The 22,964-nt window shown below is 42.7% G+C and carries 20 protein-coding genes; 16 read left to right on the forward strand and 4 right to left on the reverse strand.

Translation table 11 applies throughout. The features are described 5' to 3' along the window. The first annotated feature begins 252 nt into the window (after positions 1–252). From J2T13_RS14610 to J2T13_RS14625, 4 genes are all read left to right on the forward strand, one after another. Entirely contained in the window at positions 253–1,077 is an 825-nt protein-coding gene (locus J2T13_RS14610) for a hypothetical protein (protein ID WP_429372478.1), read from the forward strand. A gap of 113 nt (positions 1,078–1,190) precedes the next feature. Continuing rightward, a complete protein-coding gene (locus tag J2T13_RS14615) occupies positions 1,191–2,306 on the forward strand; it encodes an aminopeptidase (RefSeq protein WP_429372480.1) in 1,116 nt (371 codons plus the stop codon). 94 nt (positions 2,307–2,400) lie between these two features. After that, positions 2,401–2,646, forward strand: coding sequence for an HPr family phosphocarrier protein (locus tag J2T13_RS14620; RefSeq protein ID WP_429372482.1), 246 nt, complete (start codon positions 2,401–2,403; stop codon positions 2,644–2,646). A gap of 132 nt (positions 2,647–2,778) precedes the next feature. After that, positions 2,779–3,072 carry a DUF1507 family protein gene (locus tag J2T13_RS14625; RefSeq protein ID WP_429372484.1) on the forward strand — a complete coding sequence of 98 codons (294 nt, stop codon included), beginning with the start codon at positions 2,779–2,781 and terminating at the stop codon, positions 3,070–3,072. An 81-nt stretch (positions 3,073–3,153) separates the two neighbouring features. On the opposite strand, the gene cax is transcribed toward J2T13_RS14625, so the two are convergent. Then, on the reverse strand, positions 3,154–4,224 hold the full coding sequence (gene cax, locus J2T13_RS14630; RefSeq protein ID WP_429372486.1) for a calcium/proton exchanger: 1,071 nt from the start codon (positions 4,222–4,224) through the stop codon (positions 3,154–3,156). 235 nt (positions 4,225–4,459) lie between these two features. Here cax and J2T13_RS14635 point away from each other — a divergent pair, with 235 nt between their 5' ends. Beyond that, positions 4,460–4,846 (forward strand): Asp23/Gls24 family envelope stress response protein, encoded by a 387-nt coding sequence (locus tag J2T13_RS14635; RefSeq protein WP_429372488.1) that lies wholly within the window; start codon positions 4,460–4,462, stop codon positions 4,844–4,846. A gap of 34 nt (positions 4,847–4,880) precedes the next feature. On the opposite strand, the gene ftsW is transcribed toward J2T13_RS14635, so the two are convergent. Both ftsW and J2T13_RS14645 read right to left on the reverse strand, forming a co-directional pair. Next, positions 4,881–6,104 carry a putative lipid II flippase FtsW gene (gene ftsW, locus J2T13_RS14640; RefSeq protein ID WP_429372490.1) on the reverse strand — a complete coding sequence of 408 codons (1,224 nt, stop codon included), beginning with the start codon at positions 6,102–6,104 and terminating at the stop codon, positions 4,881–4,883. 14 nt (positions 6,105–6,118) lie between these two features. After that, entirely contained in the window at positions 6,119–6,460 is a 342-nt protein-coding gene (locus J2T13_RS14645; RefSeq protein ID WP_429372492.1) for a YugN family protein, read from the reverse strand. Positions 6,461–6,701: 241 nt separating this feature from the next. On the opposite strand from J2T13_RS14645, the gene J2T13_RS14650 reads away from it, so the two are divergent. The 8 genes from J2T13_RS14650 to J2T13_RS14685 all read left to right on the forward strand — a co-directional run bounded on the left by J2T13_RS14650 (position 6,702) and on the right by J2T13_RS14685 (position 14,895). Further along, positions 6,702–7,871, forward strand: a complete 1,170-nt coding sequence (locus J2T13_RS14650; protein ID WP_429372689.1) for an amidohydrolase — start codon at positions 6,702–6,704, stop codon at positions 7,869–7,871. Positions 7,872–7,996: 125 nt separating this feature from the next. Further along, a complete protein-coding gene (locus J2T13_RS14655; protein ID WP_429372494.1) occupies positions 7,997–9,715 on the forward strand; it encodes a DNA repair helicase XPB in 1,719 nt (572 codons plus the stop codon). After that, positions 9,712–11,331: a helicase-associated domain-containing protein gene (locus J2T13_RS14660; protein WP_429372496.1), complete on the forward strand. Its 1,620-nt coding sequence runs from the start codon at positions 9,712–9,714 to the stop codon at positions 11,329–11,331. The genes J2T13_RS14655 and J2T13_RS14660 overlap by 4 nt, the downstream gene beginning before the upstream one ends. 111 nt (positions 11,332–11,442) lie before the next feature. Further along, positions 11,443–11,877, forward strand: coding sequence for a YlbF family regulator (locus J2T13_RS14665; protein WP_429372498.1), 435 nt, complete (start codon positions 11,443–11,445; stop codon positions 11,875–11,877). A 33-nt stretch (positions 11,878–11,910) separates the two neighbouring features. After that, on the forward strand, positions 11,911–12,174 hold the full coding sequence (locus tag J2T13_RS14670; protein ID WP_429372499.1) for a YlbG family protein: 264 nt from the start codon (positions 11,911–11,913) through the stop codon (positions 12,172–12,174). A gap of 264 nt (positions 12,175–12,438) precedes the next feature. After that, complete coding sequence (locus J2T13_RS14675; protein WP_429372501.1) at positions 12,439–12,876, forward strand: hypothetical protein; 438 nt, start codon at positions 12,439–12,441, stop codon at positions 12,874–12,876. Positions 12,877–13,113: 237 nt separating this feature from the next. Further along, on the forward strand, positions 13,114–14,007 hold the full coding sequence (locus J2T13_RS14680) for a selenium metabolism-associated LysR family transcriptional regulator (protein WP_429372503.1): 894 nt from the start codon (positions 13,114–13,116) through the stop codon (positions 14,005–14,007). 33 nt (positions 14,008–14,040) lie between these two features. Further along, on the forward strand, positions 14,041–14,895 hold the full coding sequence (locus tag J2T13_RS14685) for a PHP domain-containing protein (RefSeq protein ID WP_429372504.1): 855 nt from the start codon (positions 14,041–14,043) through the stop codon (positions 14,893–14,895). An 82-nt stretch (positions 14,896–14,977) separates the two neighbouring features. Here the strand turns inward: J2T13_RS14685 and J2T13_RS14690 are convergent, their stop codons facing one another. Beyond that, on the reverse strand, positions 14,978–16,723 hold the full coding sequence (locus tag J2T13_RS14690; RefSeq protein WP_429372506.1) for an Rqc2 family fibronectin-binding protein: 1,746 nt from the start codon (positions 16,721–16,723) through the stop codon (positions 14,978–14,980). A gap of 252 nt (positions 16,724–16,975) precedes the next feature. Between J2T13_RS14690 and J2T13_RS14695 the strand changes: the two genes are divergently transcribed. From J2T13_RS14695 to J2T13_RS14705, 3 genes are all read left to right on the forward strand, one after another. Continuing rightward, the gene (locus tag J2T13_RS14695) at positions 16,976–19,774 is read left to right on the forward strand and encodes a calcium-translocating P-type ATPase, SERCA-type (RefSeq protein ID WP_429372508.1); all 2,799 of its coding nucleotides are present in this window, start codon (positions 16,976–16,978) and stop codon (positions 19,772–19,774) included. Between the two features lie 74 nt (positions 19,775–19,848). Beyond that, positions 19,849–20,685: a diaminopimelate epimerase gene (dapF, locus tag J2T13_RS14700; protein WP_429372510.1), complete on the forward strand. Its 837-nt coding sequence runs from the start codon at positions 19,849–19,851 to the stop codon at positions 20,683–20,685. 378 nt (positions 20,686–21,063) lie between these two features. Further along, the gene (locus J2T13_RS14705; protein WP_429372512.1) at positions 21,064–22,950 is read left to right on the forward strand and encodes a bifunctional homocysteine S-methyltransferase/methylenetetrahydrofolate reductase; all 1,887 of its coding nucleotides are present in this window, start codon (positions 21,064–21,066) and stop codon (positions 22,948–22,950) included. Positions 22,951–22,964 lie beyond the last annotated feature (14 nt).

Here is a 22,964-nt window from a genome sequence, read left to right on the forward strand (position 1 = left end):
GTTTTCTTTTTCGTGCAAAAACAAGAGCAGGCTATCTTTTCGATAACCTGCTCTTGTTCTTGATTTTTGGCCTGCGCCTTAACTTAATGACATTGTGCCTACGGGTGCTCTTTTTTTTGTGTAAATGACCAGCATGAGTACATTGTTATTAAGTGTCTATCTTTCGGATTCTTATCTAAATATATTCTGATAGGAATGGGCAAGGTAATGAAATATAAAGGAAATAAAGATATAGAGGAGGAGGTAGTGATTATGAATACAAGGTATATCGTTAAAGGGTTGTTTGTGATAGGGATAAGTTGCTTACTCACTAGTTGTAACCTTCTACCTAACGGCAGAACCCCTGATGAATTGTTTCAGTTAACGTTGAGCGGACTAACAGGCAGTGACAATTTCACATTTACGGGTGAATCAGCTCTACGCAGAAATGAACAAGTAAAGTTTCAGGAACACTTTGCCTTTGAAGGGCAGGTCAAGAATCATGATGAACTCACGATGCATAGTATTCTACCTATACAAAGTACTCGTGTTGCTGCTGAACAACAGAAGTCTTCAAAGACTCAGAATCAATCAACGGATTTACGGCTGAGCAATGGGCGGTGGGTCCAGACGTCTAATACAGATATAGGTGAGAATCAAGTTCTTGCAAGGCTTAATCCGCTCGATCAGTTGGAGGGGATTAAGAAGCTAAAGAAAGCGATTAAAGAAGAAGGAGGAGCCGCTAGAGGGACGAAGGTACTTAGAATTGAATTAGATCCTGAGGATGCTCGAACGTGGCTAGATACCCAATTGAGTGATGAAATGAATCATTTAAGGAATGAGGCTACGAGTGATCAGTTGAATGACTCATCCAAATCCAAACTTCAGAAGGAGTTAGATCAGATTTGGAGGGAAGGAAAGGAACAGATGAAGGTGATGCTTGAACAAGCGGAAGTAGGCACGGTGTACCATTTAACAATGGATCGAACAAGTAATCTTCCATTGAGACTAACCTCGGAGAGTAAAATTGCATATAAGGATGTAGAAGGAAATAAGCAGACAGAGACACTGATTAGTGATGTTACTTTTAAACATTAATCGTACATGGATACAGGTATCGACTGCTGACTTACAAATTACATCGTGCTACAATAGAGAGTATTAATTAACCAGTGTTCAAAAGATAGAGCAGACATAAGGAGGAGAAGTAAATGCGTGATCCTAGAATTCAAGAATTAGCGCAGAATCTTGTACAATATTCTGTTGATGTACAGCCAGGGGAGAATGTTCTTATTGAGATGATCGGTAGTGAACGCGATCTTGTTAAGGCTATTGTGGAAGAAGTGGCTAAACGTAAAGGTCATTCGTTTGTCCAGCTTACAGATAAATCGTTACAGCGTACGATGTTTATTCATGCTACACAAGAGCAGATGGAAACATGGGCTGAACTTGATTTAGAACGTATGAAACAGATGAACTGTTACATTGGTATTCGTGCTGGAGAGAATGTTAATGATCAGGCAGATGTTCCAGAAGATAAAATGAAATTATACAATTCCATATATAATCATAAGGTACATAGCAAACAGCGCGTCAACCATACGAAATGGGTGGTATTGCGTTATCCTAATCCGAGTATGGCACAGCTTGCCAATATGAGTACGGAAGCTTTTGAAGATTTCTACTTCGATGTGTGTAATCTTGATTATGGCAAAATGGACATCGCTCAGGATCCGCTTGCTGAACTTATGAGAAGAACCGATAAAGTGCATATTGTTGGCCCAGGAACAGATCTTAGCTTCTCTATAAAGGGAATTGGTGCTGAGAAATGCTCAGGTCAGAAGAACATTCCAGACGGTGAAGTGTATAGTGCTCCGGTACGTGATTCAGTAAATGGGACAATAAGCTACAATACACAGACCGTGTACAATGGGATATCCTTCGAGAATATCAAATTTACATTTAAAGATGGGAAGATCGTGGAAGCGACAAGTAATGATACGAAGCGTCTGAATGATATTCTGGATTCCGATGAGGGAGCTAGATATATTGGGGAGTTCGCTATTGGATTCAACCCGTATATTCTCCATCCAATGAAAGATATATTATTTGATGAAAAAATTGCGGGTAGCCTACACTTTACACCAGGTCAAGCCTACGATGTGACCAACAATGGTAATACGTCATCCATTCACTGGGATCTAGTTCTGATTCAACGTCCAGATTACGGTGGAGGAGAAATTTATTTCGATGATGTCCTTATCCGTAAGGATGGAATATTTGTAGTTCCCGAGCTTGAAGGCTTGAATCCTGACCATTTAAAATGAGTGAGAAACCACTTGCGTTAGAAAGCGGATTCAAGGTATCATTATAGAGGTAAGATTTAGAAAAAAATGATTCCGAAAGTTACGGAGGGATAATATGTCCAGTAACAACGCAGCAGTTGTTGAAATTGCTCAAACAGCAGGTAAGTTCACATCTTCGATCGTACTTCAGGCAGATAACAAGTACATCGATGTGAAAAGTATTTTGGGCCTATTTACCACTTTAGTTAGTCGTAAAGCCTATGAGCTTCATGTTCATGGTCCAGATGCAGCGGAAGCTAAAGTAGCTATGAAGGAAGTATTTTCCAAACATGGTCTTGAAATTGATGTTGTAGCTGATTAGTTGTAGCGAAAGCACCCTTACTGAGTTCAGTAAGGGTGCTTTTTTGTTGAGGGTTCTTGTATTGGTGTGTGATTTCGTCTAATATTAAGGATAGTAGCAAAGTAGTGACTTTTAGACATAGGGGGAAGATGCATGACTTCATTTGATTTGCAGGAACAATTGAACATCAAAGCAATCAATCTTCTACAAGAAGATGCAGATAAAATTCAAAAGCTAATAGAAGTACAAATGGAGAATCTAGCAACACGTTACTGTCCTCTATATGAGGAAGTACTAGACACCCAAATGTATGGATTTTCAAAAGAGGTTGATTTTGCAGTACGCGCAGGACTTTTGGCTGAATATACAGGAAAACAGTTGGTCAGTGAGCTAGAGCGCAAGTTAGCGATTCTTTATGAAGCATTGAACACCAAAAGCGGCCTGTGAGTAACAGGCGTACATAGAGAGTATATATACAAAACGGGTACCTCTGTCATAAGAGGATACCCGTTTTTGGTTTACTATGTGTTAGACCAGATAGAAAGATACGCCTAATATAAGATAGACAACTAACAGTAATAGTCCTTCATACCAGTTGGTTGATCCGTCATCGATAATGGATTTAGCTATAAACACGGCCACAGAGATGGCAACGAGTTCAATGATGGTGAATACAATATCCATTGTATCACCCATGAAATAACTAATGAAGACTAGGACCGGTGCGACGAATAATGCAATTTGTAGACTGCTACCTACCGCGATTTCAACGGCAGCGCCCATTTTGTTCTTCATTGCTAACATGACTGCAGCGCTATGTTCAGCGGCGTTACCTATAATAGCTACTAAGAAGGCCCCTACAAACAGCTCACTGAGTCCAAAACGAGTGGTGAACACTTCAAGTGTACCAACTAGCCATTCACTGACGAAAGCCACCATGACCGTAGCCAAGACGAGGTAGAGGATCGACTTACGTTTGGACCACTGGGGCTTATGTTCATGTGGAAGTTCCTCTTGCGTATTTTCTGTAACATCGGCTAAATAAGCTTTGTGCGTAATCATGGAGAAGATAAGCCAAGCGATATACGCGGCAATAAGGATGCCCGCTACGACCAAGCTTAGGATCTTGGTATCTGATACCGTAATGGAATGCGTATTAAAGAAAACAGCGGGTACGAATAGAGCGATGACAGCAACAATCATGAGAGAACCATTCAGACCAGCCAAGGAAACGTTGAATTTCTGTATTTTGAACTTTAGCCCTCCAGCGAAAAGGCTAAGACCCAGAACAAGGAGAAGATTACCGATGATCGAACCCGTAAGACTCGCCTTGACCATGTCGAATAAGCCTTCTTTAACTAAAAATATAGCGATGATTAATTCGGCAGCATTACCAAAGGTAGCATTGAGGAAACCACCCAGTCGCTGTCCGGCATAATGTGACACGCTTTCGGTGGCTTTTCCCAGGAATCCAGCAACAAAAATAACGGATAGTGCGGATAATCCGAATTGTACCGTAGCATCCCAACCAGCAAAATGGCCTAACGCACTTAGTAGAAACGTAATCACTAACAAGGAAGGACTAACCCATTTTTTCAACTTAAAGCACCTCTTCAAAAGAATATATTTAGTTATGATTCTTATACAATATACCCAAAATGGTTATAGTTGTAAACATACACTAATCATCGTATAATGCGGTTATAAGACGCTATATTTATACACATAACATGTTCATATTTTGTAGAACGTTCTTTATTTTTTGAAAGCTAGATTTGCTTTTTAGACCCTTTAGGATTTACAATAACGAATAATGAGGTGAAGGGGGATGGGCATGACGGAACAACTTCAGCTGGATAATGGAACAATACGGATTTCGGATGATGTCGTCTCGAAAATTGCCGGCATGGCAGCACTGGAAACGCCAGGTATTGCTGCAATGTCCGGAGGGCTATCCGAAGGATGGGCTAAGCGTCTTAGTGGTAAGAATGTACAAAAAGGAGTTACAGTCGAAGTGGGTCAATTAGAAGCTGCTATCGATTTACGAATTATTGTACTTTACGAAACACCGATTCATGAAGTGTGTCGTATGCTACAACAAAATGTACGCGAAGCCATCGAAAGTATGACGGGATTGCATATTGTTGAAGTGAATGTCAAGGTAGAAGGCGTCGCCTTCAAAGATGATGAAATTGATGATTTAGTTATTCGCAACAAATAAATATCACTACAAATGATGAGCCCAGAAAAAAAGACTACACGGAAGATATTCCGCGGTAGTCTTTTTTGGATTTAATATATTCTTGTGTGACTGCAGGTTTGTTGCTTTCACGTGAAATACTAAGGACAATCCCCATGCTAAACATCATGACAAGTAATGAGGAACCACCGTAGCTAATGAAGGGTAGTGTAACACCTGTCAGAGGAATGGTCTGGGTAACTCCGCCAATATTAATGAAAGCTTGAATAGCTATGAGACCCATTATTCCAATGCCTACTAGTGTTCCAAATGGATCAGGACACCGTAGAGAAACTAGAATTCCTCGCCATATAAAGTATAAGTAGAGTAACAGAAAGATTGTCGTGCCGATAAATCCAAATTCCTCACCTATGACGGCAAAGATAAAGTCATTATAAGGATTCGGGAGATAATGAAGTTTCTGTACACTCTGTCCGAATCCAGCGCCGGTTAATCCACCTTGTCCGATGGCTGTGAGAGATTGAATAAGATGGTAGCCTGTTCCCTCTGGATCTTCAAATGGGTCTAAGAAGGCCTCAATACGCCCCACCTTGTAGTTCTTCTCTACGGAAACCGAGGGGTCCGCGGGTGAAATAGACTTAATAGCCGCATTCATTCCTAGGACAAGGCTTGCTCCAACGATAAGTAGCGTAATGGAGCCTAAGATGTGCTTCATACTTGCTCCACCAGCATAGATAATTAAGCCGCAGGTTGCGACTAATATTAAACATGAGCCTAAATCGGGCTGCATCATGATCAGGCCGGCGACCACGCCAACAATAAGCATCACGGGCATAAATCCCTTTTTTAGATCCCGCATTCGCTCGCCTTTTTTGGTGATTAGGGCTGCGAGATATAGAATCGTCGCGATTTTTGCAAGTTCTGTAGGTTGTACCCCTAGTGATCCGATACCGAACCAACTTCGCGCACCATTCCTAACTTCGCCAATATAGGGAACCAATATAAGCATAATGATCGTGACAATGAAGATAGGCATGAACAATTTCTTATATTTGCTGTAATGGATGTTCATGGCAATAAACATGAAGAAACCACCTATAACAGCCCACATAAATTGACGCTTAGCGAAATATAATGCGTCGTTTACTTTGCTGGCAATGGTTAGACTAGAACTCGAGCTGAATACCATGACAAGGCCAAATCCCACAAGTAGCAACGTGAGGATAAGCAACTGGAAATCCGGCGTCCCTCTTTTGGGTTGAGGCTTGTTTTCATTCATGATAGAGGTCCCATTTAAGCTTCTAGCATTTCTTTGAATTGTTGCAGCTTTTTGTTCGCAATGCCTTGAATAGCGGTCGGAATAGGAGTTTCATAGTCTAGACCGTGAGGAAAAGTTGCTTTACCCATATAAACCGCTTCTATTACTAGAACGGTATCCGGTTTCTCAAGTTTGCCTTCCACTACTCTAGTATTCATACGTACATAATATTCCGTGTTGTTATCTTCAATTTTATACTCGTATGTTGCGCGGTAGTATTCCCACTGCCAGCGAACAAATCCAGCTTTTTCTGCAGTGTCATCTAGTAAAGCCAAATCACTTTTCACGCCATTTAAACCTGTATTTTCGATCATCATGATTCAATCATCTCCTTAATTACATTCACCTATGAAGTTCTTTACCCATGATATTATGTTTCAAGGACTTGTGCAAGCTTTGAAGACCTTGAGGAATACACGGCAGAGGGCATTTCTGATACAATAGTAGAACATATTGACCTATGCTTACGGGCGAGGTGAAACTTGAAATCTTCTTCAATAGAGGTCATGAAAGAACGGCAAGATCGTACGGGCACGTTCGGAAGGAGTGAAATGTATGATGGAGGAAACGTTTATTAATGAATTACAACCTAAGATGGTAGAGTGGAGACGGTATTTGCACCGCCATCCGGAGTTGTCTTACCGTGAGCAGAATACAGCTGAGTTTGTTGCGAATAAGTTACGTGAGTTAGGGATAGAGGTGCAGATGAATGTAGGCGGGGGTTACGGCGTTGTAGGTCTGCTTAAGGGTGGTAAATTAGGGAAGAGAATTGCTCTACGAGCAGATATGGACGCATTGCCCATTCAAGATCAGAAGACTTGCGACTATAGCTCTGAGGTGGATGGTGTGATGCATGCTTGTGGTCATGATGGTCACACCTCTATCCTACTTGGTGTTGCCTCCTACTTCAGTCGTTATCAGGATGCGATTCAGGGCGAAATTATCTTTATTTTTCAACCCGCAGAGGAAGTGTGTCCTGGAGGCGCTAGGGGCATGATTGAAAGTGGTGTATTGGATGGCGTAGATGCCATCTATGGAATTCACCTATGGACACCTCTTCCCTTAGGAACGGTTGGGAGTAAAGGGGGGTCTCTGATGGCAGCAGCGGATGAATTTTTTATTGATATTAAGGGTAGAGGTGGACATGGTGGGATCCCACAAGTGACTATCGATAGTGTCGTTGCAGGCGCTGCTCTTGTGATGCAGCTCCAGAGCATTGTAAGTCGCTCTGTTGACCCTCTACAGCCAGCTGTAGTAACTGTAGGAACGATTGCAGGTGGATCGGCTCAGAATATTATTGCGGAGCAATGTCGAATCACAGGAACGGTACGGACATTTGATGAGGAAACAAGGTTGTTAATCCGCGATAAGATCGAATCTATAGCTACACTTACGGCTCAAACTTATGGAGCAGAGGCAAGTGTGGAATATCTAATGGGATATCCTCCGCTCGTTAATGATGAAGTTGAAGCACAACGATTCTTCCATGAGGCACCTCATATTTTTGGAGCTGAATATGTTCAAAGAATGCCTAAGTTGATGCCAGCAGAGGATTTCGCATATTATGTTCAAGAGGTACCCGGATGCTTCATGTTCGTTGGAGCAGGTAATACAGATAGAGGCATGGACTATCCACATCATCATTCCCTTTTTGATTTTGATGAAGAAGCTATGTTACATGGTGTGAAACTACTTATAACGATGGTTCAATCTGCACAGCAAGAATAGTGAATGAGGAATATCCATTTGGGACAGATTATAAATAAAGTTCTTATAAATTATAAGTTCATTTCCGGTTACATTTCGGAGATGGGCTTTTCTTATTGTACTAAAGCGAAGAGGGGAGGATACTCATGGATAACAGTAAAGCTTGCATTGTACAGCGTGATCGAACGGTACTGCTCGAATGTAGGCACCCCCAGTTCGAGTGGGCGAGGGAGAAGCTCTCCTGTTATGCAGAATTGCTCAAAAGTCCAGTTTCCTTTCATACCTATCGCATTACCCCGCTCTCTTTGTGGAATGCGGCTGCGTTGGGATGGACAGCTACATTGGTGAATGATAGTTTGCAGTCTATATCTCGCTTTGATGTTCCTTTAAATTTATGTGAGGACATAGAGCAACTCATGTCTAGGTACGGGAAACTAACGCTGGAGCTAGATATGATTGTTCCGCGGCAACTGATTCTGAAGAGCTCGGAACCACATATTCTGGAAGAGATTATGGGCTATAAGGCTCTACTCTCTCTTGGGATGAGGCAAATATCGATATCGGAGGTCTGTCTTCATCAAGATCGAAGAGGGATCTTGAAGCAAGAGCTGACTAGACTCGGATATCCTGTTCTAGATTTGGCTGGGTATCATGAGGGTCAACCTTTATCATTCTCTTGGCGTGAGGATTTTTCTGGACTCAGAGATTATCAGAAGCATGCAGTTAAAGCATTTGAAGGAATGCCGGGAAGTGGAGGTAGTGGAGTTGTCGCGCTGCCGTGTGGTGCAGGTAAAACGGTTGTAGGTATGGCAGTCATGGAGAAGCTGCAATGTGAAACTCTTATCTTAACCTCGAATACAACCTCTGTTCGCCAGTGGATCGATGAAGTTCTTCAGAAGACGACATTAACAGCTTCTGAGATCGGCGAGTATTCGGGGCAGAAGAAAGAGGTGAAGCCCGTCACGGTGGCGACCTATCAGATTCTGACACATCGGCGCTCAAAAGATGCTGAATTTCAGCATGTGAAACTGTTTAATGAGCGTTCTTGGGGACTTATCATTTATGACGAGGTACATCTTCTTCCAGCTCCTGTATTTCGTGCGACAGCAGACATTCAGGCTACAAGACGTCTTGGATTAACGGCCACGCTAGTACGTGAGGATGGATGTGAGCAAGATGTCTTCTCCTTAGTAGGTCCTAAACGGTATGACATGCCATGGAGACAACTTGAAGAGCGGGGATGGATTGCTAAGGTAGATTGTATTGAGGTAAGAGTACCGATGTCGGCTGAAGTAAAGGAGCAGTATCTCAGTGCAGAGAACAAAAGCAAATTTCGATTGGCTGCGGAGAATCCAGCTAAGCTCTCGATGATTAAATATATTGTGAAGCGTCATTCGGATTGTTCCATTCTTGTCATTGGCCAATATATAGATCAGCTCAAGCTAATTGCATCAGCTATTCAGGCACCTCTGATCTCTGGCATGATGAGTCAACAGGAGCGTAATGATTTGTATGCTGCCTATAGGCAGGGTGAGATTCCTATTCTGGTTGTATCTAAAGTGGCTAACTTTGCAGTTGATCTGCCCGATGCATCCATTGCTATTGAAGTGTCAGGAAGTTTTGGATCTCGTCAAGAGGAGGCGCAGCGGCTAGGTAGAATATTACGTCCCAAAGCTAACGGCAATAGAGCCTATTTCTATACTCTTGTCACTAGGGACAGCAAAGAGGAGGATTATGCGCTTCGGCGCCAAATGTTCCTTATTGAACAGGGGTATGAGTATATCATACAGAATAAGTCTGATGTAGATTTCGCTCGGAATGTAGGTGTACAACTTCAATTGGAGGAGGGCGCTTCTCTGCTATGAAAGACCTAAATGTTCAGGAGCAAGAACTTTTGCGAAAAATATATACTCACCATGCTGGACTGACCTTCGAGGAGGCGAGTATCCTGCCTCTGAGAGTAGAGGGGCAAAGTGGAGTTGAGGTTATGCTCGCCTTCCTCTCCGTAAGGAGGAAGGGATATATTGTGGCTACCGAAAAGTATTGGGGAGAACAACGATATTGTATCTCTAAAGAGAGCATTCCTACCCTACAAGAAGCATTTTTCACCCCGAATTTAGCTGAAGTAGAGGGAAGAGGGACTCAACTTGTGATGCAAGAGAAGCAAGGCATCATACTAGATCTATTTAATGTATTGGTATTTCTGTCTCAGCATAAGATGCTTTTTACGACAAAGGGGACCTTACATAAAAAGAGTATCCAGGGTCTAGCAGCGATTATACAGCTTGATGTAGAGGATCTAAGAGGTCTTTCATTAGATGTGTTACAACCTCTGCTAAAGGATTATCCTCAGCCTGTTGCTGTTATCCTGGATTTGCTCCTTCTTCTGAATCTTATATCTATAGATACGGATGCGAAGCAGGTTATGCTACATGAGAGACCTTTGCATCAATGGTTGAACCTAAGTACAGATAAAATGATAAGCAGGGTATATCGTATAGTGAATGAACGTTATATTGTTCAAGATCGTGAGCTGCAGCACTTTTGTCAATTCATCCGTTGTTCGGTTGTTAGGGCAGGATCTTGGCTAGATTTGGACAAGGTTATGTGCTGGATGACCCGTCAGGGGCTCCTGATAGAGAGACAAAGACTAGAATGGCAAAGCAAAGCGAGAGCATGGCTACAAGCTTTGGCTGGTTTCGGTTGGATGGATCTGGCGATATCAGAAGGAGAACCTCGCTATTTTCGCTGGAAGATACCGAGTGTGCATCTAGAGGAGTCTGCCGTTAACATAACGGATAGTGGGTATAACGGTTTTTACGTACAGCCGGATTATGACATTATGGTCCCTTCCCATGTAGGTTTCATACAGCGTTGGAGACTTCTTTTGTTTACGGAGATGATTAAGAATGATCACATGTCTGTATATAGGTTGTCGAAGCTAAGTATTACGAGAGGGTTGGATAAGGGCATAGCTATAGAAGAGATGATCCGATTCTTAACGGAACATTCCTTGGTTGTAATCCCGGAGCATGTGTCTATAGTACTTGAACAATGGGCTAGAGAGATGAAAGATGAGTCAAATGAACCTAAAAGGCAGTTGTTTGAATCTGTTGACTTTGAAGAAGAGGGAGTATTTGAGGTTGCCGCACGCTCAAATATCAGCGTAGTTGAGGAGATCCCTATGCCCGTGTCTCTTTTTCAAGGGCTAGAACGAATTCCAATAAGGTGGAGGGATGAATTTAGAAGATACCACTTCTCTACGACTACAACGATTGTTGAACAGGCCTTAGCGTGGCATACGAAAGTTAGAATAACGATGAATGGAAAGGTGGCTGAATTTACGCCATTGAATATAACTTACAATCCTTGGATGGTGAGCGGGGAGCTAACGGTTCTTCATGATCAAGGCCATCAATGGATTGAACTATACCCAAGTGATTTTCAAGAAATTAAGTTACTAATCCCCTCTTTTAACTAAAAAACCCTAATTCGCGTTGTTGAAACCCCTTCATATGAAACGTAGGATATGATATGATGAAAAAGTCTTCTGATAGAACAGAAGAACTTTTTTAGAATTGAGATGAATTTCATGGTCGTATCAGAATTACAAACAATCAACATGACAGAAGTGTTGATGTACGCCTATGAATTAGGCGATATGATTAATCAGTCTGTCAATGTGTCAGATTATCTATATTGGAAGAGCCAAGTTGAAGCTCATCCCGAGATCAAGTCTTTAGTTAGGAAGCTGGAGGCTAAGAAGGAATTGTTCGATGAAACGCAACGTTTTGGGCATTTCCACCCAGATTTCCATGCTGCTAAAGAGAATGTGCAGCTTGTTGAAGCAGAGATTGAGAGTTACCAGGAAGTGGTTAACTTCAAGTTGGCAGAGAAGAAGCTGGATGAGTTGCTACATCAGATGTCAGAGACGATTGCATTCTCTGTATCGGATACCATCAAAGTACCTAGTAATGATCCTGCACCTAAAGGTTGTGGCAGCGGGGGCGGCTGCTCATGCGGTTAATTGGCTAGTTAGAGGAAGAGGGGTGGCAGTAACATGTTCGCGGAACGTACAGGGTATATTATCTGGGTAAATGATTTGAAAGCAGCACGGAATCTGGAGAAATACGGAACTGTTCATTATATATCTAAGAGAATGCATTATGTGGTGATGTACGTAAATGCTGATCGAGCAGAGGAAGTTTCCAAAAACATACGTAGGCTTTCATATGTACGTAAGATCGAGCGTTCTTTTCGTACTGAAATTCCAACTGAGTATAGCAGTGATATTCCCGATAAAACAAGCTATTATGGTCTCTAGATTCTCTAAGTAAGAAGTAGAGAAGAAGGTTAGTAACCTTTTATTTATATCATGCGGTCCATAAGGATCGCTTTTTTTGTGCAATCATATGACAAATATAGGTTGTGCGCACTATTGCAGACGTCAACAAAGCAGTTTTAAGTCCTATCTATGTAAATATATTTAATTTATGTGTTACTCTCTTGTGAATCATAGCGCTATACTGTAATATAATAGGTATAAATACATAGATATAAAGACCTATGTGGTGGAGAGTGATATTCCATGCGCGACAAGGGGACGGAACGTTGGAGCACATATGAATCTTTTTTTGTGTCTCTAGGTGACAAGAGAGTAGCAGATATAGTCATTACTAACCATGCAAGAACACGGTATCTAGATCGGATCGAGCATGGTGGGAAAGATAATGATGAGATTGCAGCATGGATGTGGGAATGCCTGAAGCAAGATCGAATAAAGCCCTATTATCGTAATGAGCAAGACGTGTATTTAATTGATGAGGATATAGTTGTAGTAGCTGAGTTTACGGAGCTTGAAAGTGAACTAGATATTACTGGGAATATCCTTCATAAGATGATTATCGTCACTTTTTTAGGTAAAATGTCCGAAACGATGGAATTAAGAGATTTAAAGACGTATTATTCTTGGCTTAGACATTCTCGCAGAATGACTCTCATTAAGAATAGCCGTAAACGAAAGTGAAACTAAGAAATAAGAAAGACACCTCCATATGATTGAACTAAAGACGAACCCTCATACGATTCTTGATTTTACTAGAACGCATAGAGTTTGGTGAGTGTAAACTTTAGTCAATCTTATGTACACGACTAATCAGTATGATGAATGGTAGTCCTTACGCATGCAGCTTATTCTAGTGCGTGTTTTTTTTGTTATCATGTTCCGTTACAATAGAGTTACGAAGAAGGGGGAGCTCAGGATATGAATTTTCACCAGCTTCATATATTTCACACCGTTGCGGAGCGGGGTAGTTTCTCTTCAGCAGCTCAGGTGCTACATATGACACAGCCAGCAGTAACCATGCAAGTGCAATCGCTAGAGGAGTATTTTGGTGCTAAGCTATTAGACCGTTCGACCAAAAAAATTGAATTATCGGAAGCAGGTAAAGCGTTATTTCCCTATGCTAAACGCAGTATAGATTTAGTCCGCGAAGCAGATGTGGCGATGTCTTCATATACCCAAATGTTACAGGGGAGATTACAGCTTGGTGCTAGTCTTACGATCGGAGAATATGTTCTACCCAGATTACTCGGACCTTTTGGTCAACAGTTTCCGCATATTAACATTATGATGAAGGTTATGAATACAACGCAAATTATTGAGGAAATTACGAAGCATCAGTTGAACTTCGGTCTCATAGAAGCACCTATTGAGCATCCAGACATGGTCATTGACGTGGTCATGCAAGATGAATTAAAACTGATCGTGCCAGCTCTCCATCCTTTAGCTGAGTATGAAGAGGTGGAGTTGGAAATGGTACTAGAGTATCCTTTTATTCTAAGAGAACGGGGCTCAGGGACACGTCAAGTGATGGAGGATCAGTTAAATAGTAAGGGATATCCGGCAGAGAATCTTCACACTGTGATGGAGTTGGGAAGTACAGGTGCAGTGAAATCAGCAGTGGAAGCAGGACTAGGCATAACCATGTTATCCCCATCATCAGTAAAGCATGAGACGGCACTAGGTTTAGTGAAAATAGTTAATATACGGGATGTGGAGTTTAAGCGTCAGTTTTACGCCATTCATTTGAAGTCTACGGTACTACCTATTTCAGCGGTAACCTTTCTCACATTTTTACAAAAAAATACAATATAGTATGGATAGATATAGTCGAGGAGGGACGAGAATATGCCAGAAGAACAAGGTCGCTGTGATCTACATACACATACACAAGCGTCAGATGGGATGCACCCGCCTGCTGATAATGTTCGATTAGCCAAAGCAAAGGGGCTCTCTGCGATTGCTATTACGGATCATGATACAGTAGCAGGTGTTGCGGAAGCATTAGAAGCGGGTAGGAAATATGGGGTGTCTGTCATTCCTGGTGTTGAAATAAGCACTCGTGCAGAAGGAAAAGACATTCATGTGTTAGGTTACTATGTTGATTATCTAAATGAAACGTTCCTTAAGAGATTAGCTGAACTCCGTGAAACTCGTCAACTTCGTAATGGCAAAATCATTAAACGCCTACAGGATCTAGGTGTCTCTATAACCTTGGATGAGGTTGTACTTGGTTTAGGGCGTGAACTGAAACCTGATGAAAGCGTGGGTAGGCCTCATATTGCGGATGTTCTGGTTCAGAAAGGCTATGCGGTAGACATGCGTGATGCATTTGATCGCTATCTAGCGGAGGGAGCAGCCGCTTTTGTGTCTGAGCCACGAATTTCACCTGAGGATGCTTGTGCATGGATTCGAGAAGCTGGGGGTTCACCCGTTATTGCTCATCCTGGATTGTATAAGAATGACGATTTAGTAAGAGAGATAATTAAGAAGGCGAAACCGCTAGGGATTGAAGTGTACCATTCCGATCATGGGACCGAAGAGGAAGTACGGTATCTTGCGCTAGCAGAGGATTTCGGTCTGGTTGTAACGGCGGGTTCAGATTATCATGGGGCTAGACAAGGCGTAGTGTTTCATGGAGACATAGGTAGTGTAAGCATATCTGTAAACGTACTTCCACAGTTACAACGACGCAAGTTGTAACTGTGGAAGATAGGGTTGGATTAGAATAAAAGAAGCTCTAAGGAGACGAAGTTCAGGCTTATCGTCCCTTAGAGCTTCTTTTTTAATTTTTGATGACGCTAGGAAGACGTTTAATTAGCTCTTCATCTGGGGTGATGAATAATGTTTTCTGGTGATCATAGATGACGAATCCAGGCTTGGATCCACTTGGCTTACGTACATGACGGATGAGCGTTGAATCGACAGGAACACTGCTTGATTCTTTGGCTTGGCTGAAATAAGCAGCGAGTTGAGCAGCTTCTTCAAGTGTAGCTTCTCCAAACTCAGTGCTTCGGATGACGACATGGGAGCCAGGAATATCTTTCGTATGAAGCCATGTATCATTCGGTCCAGCTAGCTTATTTGTTACGTACTCATTTTGTAAGTTGTTTTTGCCAACGTAAATATCGATGCCCTCGGAAGAAGTGAATACATGTAAGGTTGGCTTGTCGGATTTCTTCTTCTTTTTATTCGTTTTTTTGCTACGATCCCGTAAGTACCCTTGTTGAATTAATTCTTCACGAATTTCTTCAATATCGTTCATCGCGGCAAAAGATAACTGCTGCAGCAGCTCATCCATGTAACGGATTTCCTCACGCGTCTTATCCAGTTGTTCTCCAATAACGACAAGGCTGTTTTTGTATTTGGTATATTTTTTGAAGTAGCGCTGTGCGTTATCTGATGGACCCAGTAATGGATCTAGTGGAACCGTAATCAGAGCTTGCTCTTCATCATAAAAATTAGATACCTCGACAGATTTGTCACCTCTTTTAATCATATGAAGCGAGGCGAAGATCAGCTCTCCCCAAATACGATATTGATCGGCATCTCCTGCATCCGTTAAGTCCTCATTGAGATGATCTAATTTCTTAGTATTCTTAGAACGTTCATTATGGAGGAATCGCAACAGATCACTAACCTTCTGCTTGACCGTGTCTCGCTCTGCTTTTTCTCCGTAGTAATCCTCCATGCAGTCACTAATAGAATCATAGGTTTTGAACTCATCTCCCAATAGTGCTAGAGGAATAGCGGAGAACACCATTTTTCCCTTGGCGTTGGCGCCCATAACGGGCTTATATTCGTGGTTCTTCACGAGTTCCATTACACGAGAGAATGCGTGCCACAACTTAAGAGGGGCATTATATTGTTCGGCAACCTCTTCTTTATCTGCACGAAAGACAATATCTTGGGCAATTAAAGGACTTAATCCGCTAAAAGAATCCACGATCCAGGAGATAGGCTCTTGTTCGCTCTCTGTGTAAGCTGTTATGAATGACTCTTTGTTGCTCTCTAACGGATTTAGTTTGTTCTGCTCAGGAGGTGATGTATAAGCTACACCTGGCATTACGATCCGGTAACTACTGATGGCTGGGGTCACATGGTGAATACCGTCTAGAATGGTACCTGTCACGGAATCCATCAGAATGATGTTACTATGACGGCCCATGAGTTCAATGATGATTTTCTTCAAAGATACATCACCGAGCTCGTCCCGTTGGCGAATCGTTATGTGAATAATCCGTTCCATTCCGATTTGCTCAATTTCTTCGATCGTACCACTCTCGCAGTGCTTACGCATAAGCATGCAGAACATGGGAGCTACCTGTGGGTTAAGAAAACTTCTCTCGGTTAACTGAACACGAGGATAAGTTGGATTGACGGAGAGAAGTAGCTTAGCATTTCCTTCTCTCGACCGTATGTTGAATAGAATGTCGTGATTGTTAGGTTGATATATTTTGTTAATGCGGGCGCCTTTGTATGGCTGTAGTTGTTGCACAATAGCTCTTGTTACAATGCCGTCTAATGCCATGTTATATATCTCCCATCGATTATTGAATACGTATCTATGTGCATGTTATGAAATCCGAAATCCCGTTATTTAGAGAGTTTCGTGGATAGGCTGTGTATCCTCATACTCTCTATGATGCCATAGTTCGGACAAAAACTTAAGAGGCACCTCTGTGATATTTTAACACCTGTCCGAATATGAATACGATATACAAGGTGGAAAAGCTGTTACGTCGCTAAAAACTGCGAAAGAGACTGGGAGGGAACGGGAAGCATGGAATTAAAAAAATGGCATCAGATGCATGCGGAAGAATTGCAGGATATGTTAGGTGTTCAACCGCAACAGGGCCTTACGGAAGAAGATGTGGAACGAGTCAGGAAGAAGCATGGATGGAATGAATTAACCGAGGCTAAACGGATCTCCCCCATTATCCTTTTCTTGAATCAATTTAAAGATTTCATGGTCTTGGTATTAATGGGGGCAACTCTTATATCGGGATTACTAGGTGAGTATTTGGATGCCATCACGATTATTGCCATTATTCTCTTGAATGGCATTCTAGGATTTGTCCAAGAGTTTCGAGCAGAGCGTTCCTTGCTCGCGCTTAAGCAATTGTCAGCTCCTAGTGCAAAAGTGATTCGCTCTGGAAAGTTAGATGTATTATCCACGGTGCTACTTGTTCCTGGAGATATCATTGTGGTTGAGAGTGGGGACCGTATTCCGGCAGATGTCCGCTGGATTGAAGCGAATAGTTGTAGTGTTGAGGAGTCTGCACTGACAGGTGAGTCGTTGCCGGTATCCAAACATAGCCAAGCTATTCATGCAGACGAAGTAGCGTTAGGAGATCAGAAGAACATAGGCTTTATGGGTACGATGATGACCAGAGGAACAGCTAAAGGAATTGTCATTCGAACGGGTATGGAGACAGAGATGGGCAAGATTGCTGACCTTATACAGAATACAGAATCACAGGAGACACCTTTACAGCATCGACTTGAACAACTAGGTAAAATATTAATTATTGTATCTTTAGCGTTAACTGTTCTAGTTGTTGTTGCAGGTATTATGAATGGACAGCCTGCTGTAGGAATGTTACTTGCGGGTGTTAGCTTGGCAGTGGCTGCGATTCCAGAAGGTCTACCCGCAATCGTAACTGTGGCCTTGGCGCTGGGTGTGCAGAGAATGATTAAGCGTAAGGCTATTGTTCGTAAGTTGCCTTCTGTGGAGACTCTAGGTTGCGCATCTGTTATTTGCTCAGATAAGACAGGAACATTAACACAGAATAAAATGACAGTTACCCATGTTTGGGTGGGCGGTCGAAACCTTGAAGTTACCGGAGATGGATATGCGCCTCTAGGACAAATTCTAGAGAATAAAAGTCCAGTTGAGCTTAAGAATGACCAAGGACTGCGTCGATTATTGCAGATTGGGGCACTTTGTAACAATGCGGAAATTGTTGAGACCCTTCCAGATGAACTGCAGGGTAAAAGGAAAGGGAAAGAGGATGGAGAAGCGGGTTCTAGTTGGGATTTAAAAGGAGATCCTACAGAAGGAGCGCTTGTGGCCCTTTCTTCCAAAATGAGTATGTCCCCATCCTCGCTCAGCAGTCTATATCAACGTGAACAAGAATTTCCTTTCGATTCAGAACGCAAGTTAATGTCTGTTATTACAGGACATCAAGGTGGAAGACTCCTATGTACCAAGGGGGCACCCGATGTATTGCTTCGCAAGTGTTCCTATATATTGTGGGAGGGAAAAGTTGTCCCTTGCACAGCCACATTGCGGCAGAAGGTACTAGATGCTAATGAAGAGATGGCCTCTAAGGCGCTTCGCGTTCTTGGTATGGCCTATCGTGATTTACGTCCTCAAGAAAGAGTGGGAAGTGAAGGTGAGGCGGAGTCACAACTTATCTTTGTGGGACTCACTGGGATGATTGATCCACCGCGTAGGGAGGTTCGTGATGCTATTGCAACATGCCGTCGTGCAGGTATCAAGACCGTCATGATTACCGGGGATCATGGCACAACAGCAGAAGCGATTGCGCATCAGCTTGGCATTCTACCTCGCGGGGGACTTGCCATGACAGGGCAGGAGTTATCCGGATTAAGTGATGATCAATTGGATGCTCAAGTCGATCAGACCTTTGTGTATGCCAGGGTATCTCCTGAACATAAGTTACGGATTGTGAAATCGTTACAGCGCAAAGGGCATGTAGTGGCTATGACAGGAGATGGTGTGAATGATGCACCCGCCATCAAGGCATCTGATATTGGGATTGCTATGGGTATTACGGGCACAGACGTAACCAAGGAGGCATCGTCCCTTATCCTTAGTGATGATAACTTCTCTACGATCGTATCTGCGATTGAAGAAGGGCGAAATATTTACGAGAATATCCGTAAATTTATTCGGTACCTATTGGCATCGAATGTAGGGGAGATCTTGACGATGTTATTCGCAATGATGTTGGCTCTTCCCTTACCGTTGTTGCCCATACAGATTCTTTGGGTCAATCTCGTGACGGATGGCTTACCAGCTATGGCCCTAGGTGTGGACCAGCCAGAGAAGGATTTAATGGAACATAAGCCTCGTGGAGCGAAGGAAAATATATTTGCAAGGCGTCTAGGCTGGAAAATTATTAGCCGCGGATTTCTAATTGGTTTGTGTACATTGGGAGCCTTTTGGCTGACATTACGTGTTGCTCCAGATCAACCAGGTCAGCTGATCAAAGCACAGTCGGTCGCCTTTGCTACATTGGTGATAGCTCAATTGATCCATGTATTTGACTGCCGCAGCTCACGCTCAATATTTCATCGTAATCCGTTCCAGAATAAGTATTTAGTCGTAGCGGTCTTATCATCCTTAATTCTGATGTTAGCGGTGTTCTATATCGAACCCCTTCAACCGATTTTTAAGACCGTACCCCTTGGATTGCGTGAATGGGCACTTACGATTGTAGCCGCCGGTATTCCTACCTTCCTCATGGGGATCGGTAGTGTGTGGGGAGGCAAACGTCACAAGCATCGTGGAAATGGTAGAATCGTGGTGAAAAGTACAAAGATTTCGGCATAAAATCAATACAATTGTCCCATTCTTTCCGTTATGCTAACTAAAGTTAAGTGCAGCAATCGTGAAGGAGTGGGATGATGGAATTTACAAAAATGCATGGATTAGGTAATGATTTTGTAGTTATATTTGGAGAACAAGCATTGCCACATAACGTCGCAGAGCTGGCTGAGAAATACTGTAATCGATTTTTTGGTATCGGTGCAGACGGTTTAGTCTATATATTGCCTTCGGATATTGCTGATTACAAGATGAGAATTATCAATTCAGATGGATCGGAAGCAGAACAATGTGGTAACGCGATTCGTTGTGTATCTAAGTACCTTTACGATCATGGATACGTTCAGAAGGAACATATTACAATTGAAACGTTAGGAGCAGGTGCACAGGCTGTACATCTTCAATTGAAGGATGGACAGGTAGACAAAGTAACGGTTGATATGGGCGAACCTGTGTTGGAAGGGATCAAAATCCCAACCGCCGTAGATGCCAAAACGGTGGTGAACTATCCAGTCGAGGTAGATGGACGCGAATTCCGATTCACAGCAGTCTCTATGGGGAATCCGCATTGTGTCATTTATGTCGATGATGCGGTCTCTTTTGACCTGGGGACCTGGGGACCTAAGCTCGAAGTACATCCTCTATTTCCCAAAAAGGTGAATGTAGAGTTTGCTACGGTACATGATCGCGGCAAAGTTGATATGCGTGTGTGGGAACGTGGTGCGGGCCCCACGTTAGCTTGTGGAACAGGTGCGTGTGCCACACTTGTATCCTCTGTGTTGAATGGATCTACAGATCGTTCTGCGTGGATCAGCCTCAAGGGAGGGGATCTATTCATTGAATGGAATGAAGAAGATAACCACGTCTATATGACGGGACCGGCAGCAGTGGTCTACAAAGGGACACTAGAGGGGTAGTTTTTGCACATATAGATCAGGAAGAAGGGGATGCGTTTGTTCCCATCAAGTCCTTTGAAGAAATGATGTACACTTATTAGGTAGCTAGCATATTTAGAGGGGGTTGTCCCATAAGTCATGAAAATGGCTAGGGACACCCCATTTTTTTTGAAGGAGGAATTTAGGTGCTTTGAGAGATGCTCTGCTAATGGAACGTTCCTCCAATCGTTGTAGTCTACAAATTTTGGATTGAAATCGTACAGCAGTTGAAATTGGAAGACGAAGGGACCGCTAGAGGCTAGCCCCGATTTATAAAGCTACTTTTTCATATGAAGCTTATCTTTGGTAGGGATATATGTTACATTTATATGAAACTAGCGTGAGGGTGGAGGGGCAATAATGAAACCGGATTTGCGGCAAGCTTTGGAGAACAACGTGCTAATCGGTGATGGTGCGATGGGCACTTATTTATACAATTTAGGATTTCCTGTAGGTATTTCTTATGAGGAGTTAAATCTGACATCCCCAGAGGTTATCGCAGATGTGCACCGTCGTTATGTAGCAGCTGGAGCACAAGTGCTGGAGACCAATACCTTCTCAGCTAACTATGATAAATTGTCCAAATACGGTCTGGAATCTAAAGTAGAGGAAATTAACCGTGCTGGCGTTCGTATTGCAAGGAGTGCCGTGGGGGATAATGGATATATCGTAGGTGCTATAGGCTCTATACGTGGGGGCAAGCGGACCAATATTTCAGCATCTGAACTTAAGTATTATTTTGAACAGCATATCCATGCCATCCTGTTAGAAGGTGTAGATGGATTATTGCTTGAAACCTTCTATGATGTGGAAGAGCTTGTATTGGCTTTATCGATTGTAAGGAAGATGAGTGATTTGCCTACTATTTGCCAGTTCGCTGTAGAAGATGTAGCCCGTACTTTGGATGGATATGCGATGCCAGAGGCTTTCCGGATCGTACAGCAGGCGGGCGCTGATGTCATTGGCTTTAATTGTCGCACAGGACCCAATGGTATTATGCGGGCTGTGGAAAGTATTGGAGATCAACTCGCTGTACCTGTATCCGTGTTCCCTAATGCGGGTATACCGGATTATGTGGATGGAGAATACCGTTATGCAGCATCACCAGAGTATTTTGGTCAAATGGCTGTTCGTTTTGCAGACTTAGGAGCAAGAATCATTGGGGGTTGCTGTGGAACTACGCCAGAACATATTGCTCATATCGCAGAGGCTTTAACCGACTACATTCCTGCCCCGATTGATCGGACGAGCACATTAGAGACTTATGTACCTCCGATTATCATAAATGAACAACCTGGTGTTAGTGGTGATCAAGGAACGGTAGGAACCGAACCTAATATTGTCGATATTGTGAAGACTCGTCATGCGGTCATTGTTGAGCTTGATCCGCCTCGCGATCTTGATATTAATAAATTTATGCGAGGCGCTGAAGCTTTGAAAAAAGTGGGTGTAGATGCATTGACGTTGGCCGATAACTCACTTGCGGTTACACGTATGAGTAATATGGCACTGGGACATCTCATTTATGATCGAATGGGCCTTAGACCACTCATTCATATCGCTTGTAGAGACCGCAATTTAATTGGTACACAATCTCACCTGATGGGCTTTGATGCGCTTGGTATTGATCATGTGCTTGCTGTAACAGGAGATCCTGCTCGATTTGGAGACTTGCCAGGATCGAGTTCAGTATATGATCTTACTTCTTTTGAAATCATTCGTATGATTAAGCAGCTCAACGATGGTATTGCTTTTTCGGGGAAACCCTTGAAGCAGAAGGCTAAATTTGTAGTAGGAGCAGCGTTTAATCCGAATGTGAAATATTTAGACAAAGCTGTACAGCGTCTGGAGAAGAAAATTTCTGCTGGTGCAGATTATATTATGACTCAACCCGTATACGATCCGAAGCTAATTGCATCGATGAAGGAAGCTACATCTCATCTGAGTATCCCGATCTTTCTTGGTATTATGCCACTTGCAAGTGGTAGAAATGCAGAATACCTCCATAATGAAGTACCGGGTATCCAGTTATCGGATGAAGTCCGTAGAAGAATGGCTGGACTTGAAGGAGAAGAGGGACGAGCCATGGGAATAACCATTGCTAAAGAATTGATCGATGAGGCAATGAATCATTTTAACGGAATCTATATCATGACTCCATTTATGTTTTATGAGATGAGTGTGGAACTCACGGAGCATGTGTGGCAGAGATCAGGCCGTGAATTGTCCCCCTTGTTTCGTTCATAGTTATCAATTACAAT

The sequence above is a fragment of the Paenibacillus sp. DS2015 genome (assembly GCF_050433705.1).
GTDB lineage: Bacteria > Bacillota > Bacilli > Paenibacillales > Paenibacillaceae > Paenibacillus_AQ.